Source organism: Phormidium pseudopriestleyi FRX01, assembly GCF_017313335.1.
Classification (GTDB): Bacteria; Cyanobacteriota; Cyanobacteriia; order Cyanobacteriales; family Laspinemataceae; genus Laspinema; species Laspinema pseudopriestleyi.
In genome coordinates this window covers 1-3,284 of record NZ_JAFLQW010000386.1, presented here as the reverse complement: position 1 = coordinate 3,284, position 3,284 = coordinate 1, and the positions used below count along the sequence as shown (strand labels likewise).

Annotated in this window: 3 protein-coding genes and 1 pseudogene; all 4 read left to right on the top strand. The window is 44.7% G+C overall.

All coding sequences use genetic code 11. From position 1 onward, the window contains the following. Nucleotides 1-356 (top strand): annotated as a pseudogene (locus J0895_RS14635) (hypothetical protein); the annotation flags it as partial. A gap of 67 nt (nucleotides 357-423) precedes the next feature. After that, complete coding sequence (locus J0895_RS14630) at nucleotides 424-729, top strand: hypothetical protein (RefSeq protein WP_207088803.1); 306 nt, start codon at nucleotides 424-426, stop codon at nucleotides 727-729. A 297-nt stretch (nucleotides 730-1,026) separates the two neighbouring features. Continuing rightward, entirely contained in the window at nucleotides 1,027-2,025 is a 999-nt protein-coding gene (locus tag J0895_RS14625; RefSeq protein WP_207088802.1) for a coiled-coil domain-containing protein, read from the top strand. A gap of 76 nt (nucleotides 2,026-2,101) precedes the next feature. Beyond that, nucleotides 2,102-3,199, top strand: a complete 1,098-nt coding sequence (locus J0895_RS14620) for a coiled-coil domain-containing protein (RefSeq protein WP_207088801.1) — start codon at nucleotides 2,102-2,104, stop codon at nucleotides 3,197-3,199. Nucleotides 3,200-3,284: the final 85 nt, after the last annotated feature.

Below are 3,284 nucleotides of genomic sequence, written 5' to 3'. Positions count from 1 at the left end.
TTGAACCCGCAGAAGGGGTATTTGTTCCAGATTTCATTAAGCATTCTGGACAAAAGCCTGATGAGAATGGGGTGATTAAACCGATTAATTATTATAGTCTTAAATGGGACTGGATTGAACGGTCCGATTGGGAGATGGTGGAACAAGCGGCGATCGTCTTGTCTGACCCCCAAAATCTGAGTCGGATGATTGATTTGGAAGGAACCCGAGAAATGGTTTGTTTGGATAATCTGCCTCCGGCGGATATTGCTTGTTTGATGGCGGCTCATTTGGATAGTCCAACTTCTGGAGAGATGGCATTGCCTGCGGCAGTTTCTCATGAATTAATGCGAGAACCTGCTTTAATTACGGGTTAATTAGGTCCAATAAAACAACGGAGAGGTGCAGTCGCATCTCTCCCTTCACCGGGTTTTAGATAAATTCATGGAAAAAATTGCCAACCTCACCCGCCAGTCAGTCTGGGAAAATCAGTTGAAAGGAAATCTGAGTACAATTGAGGAGATTCGCACGGATACCTTGAATGATTTACAACTCCTCAGTGAAGATTTTCAACATTTGCATCTAGTCGTTACTTCGGTTCAGCAGAATTATGCGGCATTATTAAAGCAAAATCGCCAAATGAGAGCGATGCTTTTACAGGTGGTAGATGAGTGTTTTTGCTGGCAAGGAAACCGTTGCGATCGCTGTCATGCCATTCTCCAGCTTCTCTCGAATCGCCAGCTAGAGTAAAGGGGCAACAACCGACGGGGGTTAAAACCCCCGTCTAACAGCTAAAGTCGGTTGAAACCGACTGAAAGTCTTATAGTATAGGGTGATGTTTTTAGTCGGTTTTTAACCGACGTAGGGGCGATCATGCTCGCGCCCCTACAGGCGGGGATTTTAACCCTCGCAGGTTGTTACCCCTGGTGCAAAATGTCAAATTTACCCCATCCGTTAATCAAGGGATGAGTTAATTACCCACGGTTCTAAGTCACCCATTTGGTTAAACTTTCCGCATCTAAACTATCCTAAATTGGAGAAAAATTCATGTCCCAAACCCCGGTTAAAGACAGTAAAGCTCAAATTTTAGCCCAATTTCAACAACTCCTTGCCAGTCGCCAAGAGACTGCCTCCAAAGTCGCTACGAAAGAGGAGGAAGCTGAGAAGGAGAAAAATCAAGAACTCCTCGCCGTTGCCTCGACTTACACCATTGATACCATTGTCAAAGGATTAGCGGATCTGCAACTGGATTTTGGGGGTGTTGTTACCCAACTGGCGGAGAAACTGGGTACAGAAACCGCTAAACTGGATGAACTCAAACGGGCGATCGCCATTGAAGCCGATCGCCTAGAAGAATTACGCAAAATTCGAGTCGTTGCTGATGCCCTTCACATTCTCACCCAAGAACACCAAGAAAAGTTAGCCCTACTGGATAATCAGGCGGCTTTACAACAAGAAACCATTGAAACGGACCAGGCGCAAAAGCGCAAAGCATGGCAAAAAGAGCAAGAAGAATTTGACAGTGTAGTTCAAGGACAAGATGAAACTGTCACCAAAGAACGGGAACAGGAAGCGGCAGATTATGAATATGAACGGTTGCGAATTCAAGAATTAGAAACTGATGAATATGAAGAACGGAAGCGGCAACAAGAGCGAGAATTAAAAGAAATTGCCCGGGAGAAACAAAAGAACTGGACGGAACGGGAGAAATATTTGACTGAACATCAGGCCGAGTTTGCCGCAAATCAGCAGAAGATTGCTGGATTTGAGGAAGAATTGAAACAAGCTTATACTAAAGCAAAAGAAGAGGCGATCGCCGAAGTTAAGCGCGAAGCCAAGGTTAAATCTGACCTGTTCGAGAAAGAGTGGGAAGGCACCAAGCAAGGCTATGATTTGACTCTGCAATCCCTCAACAGCAATATCGAACGCCAAACTCAACAAATTGCCGATATTAACGCCCAGCTACAAGCGGCGACGCGACAAGCTCAAGATTTAGCAATGCGAGCTTTTCAAACCTCATCTAATGTGAGTGCATCTTCTAAGTAATACCAAATCCGGTATTTGTAGGTTGCAAAAACTCATCGTAAAGATTTAAACCCTCAATATTGTTTGGAGAAGTCTGATGGCGAAAAAAATCACCTCTAAAAGCACAAAAGCGGAAATCATGGAAGCTTTTGAGGAATTAGAAAAGGAAAACTCAGGACTAGAGGAGCAAGTCACGCAACTTGCCAGAGAAAAACAAGCGGCGGCGAAAAGTACCATTTCAGCCGTTAAAGAAATCAATTCTCCCGAAGCTAAAACCCAGATGAATCCTACACCAACCGCCCAACAGAAAATCAATCAGACCATTGATAGTTTGCAACTGTTGCAATTAGGGTTTGGGGGTGCTGTTAGCGATTTATCTGAGCGACTGACTAAGGAGGCGACTAAACTTCATGAACTGGAAGAATCGGTGAATCAGGAGGTGGAAGACCTTCAAACTTTACATGATTTGGAAGTATCCGAGGAGACTTTAGAGGGGTTAATCCAAACCTATCAAGAGCGAGCTAAAACCTTTCAAATAGAAATCACCGATCGCCAGGATACCTTAGAGGAACAAGTCCAAACCCTAAAGAAAACCTGGGAAAAAGAACAAGAAACCCATCAACGTGAGATTAAAGAACGCAATACCACGCGGCAGAAACAGCGGCAACGGGATGCACAGGAATACCGCTACAGCTTAGAACTCGATCGCCACCTGGCTCAGGAAGAATATGAACAAACCCAAAAAGGTTTGTATCAAGAACTGGCAGAAACCCGCCAAACCCAAGAACAAGAATGGACCGAACGGGAAACCGCGATCGCCGAACGGGAGAAACAATATGCCGAAGCTAAAGCCAAAGTTGAGGCACATCCCAAAGAACTGGAAACCCATATCAAGAATGGCAAAGACACTGGACGAAATATTGGCAACTATCAAGCCAAAATCGCCTCGGATCTGCGGAGTAAAGAAGTAGAAGGACTCCAGCGGTCCTATCAACTGCAAATCAGCGCATTAGAAGTGAGCATTAACAACCAAGAAGAACGAATCAAAACCCTGACTAAACAACTGGAATCGGCACTCAAACAGGTGCAAGATTTGGCAGTCAAGGCGATCGAAGGTACCTCAAATGCCAATTCCTACCAAGCGTTGCGGGAAATTGCAGTAGAACAAGCCAAAAATCTGCCAAAAAGCAAATAATTGAATTTTATTGACACTCCCGATGTCTAAAGACACGGGGATTCTTGCACAGCCTTAGACCAAAGCCTAAGTCTGATGGGCACTG

What these genes read in the sequence shown, in the direction of transcription:
- J0895_RS14620 (WP_207088801.1), top strand. Translation starts at nt 2,102, where the DNA reads ATGGCGAAAAAAATCACCTCTAAAAGCACAAAAGCGGAAATCATGGAA.
- J0895_RS14625 (WP_207088802.1), top strand. Translation starts at nt 1,027, where the DNA reads ATGTCCCAAACCCCGGTTAAAGACAGTAAAGCTCAAATTTTAGCCCAA.
- J0895_RS14630 (WP_207088803.1), top strand. Translation starts at nt 424, where the DNA reads ATGGAAAAAATTGCCAACCTCACCCGCCAGTCAGTCTGGGAAAATCAG.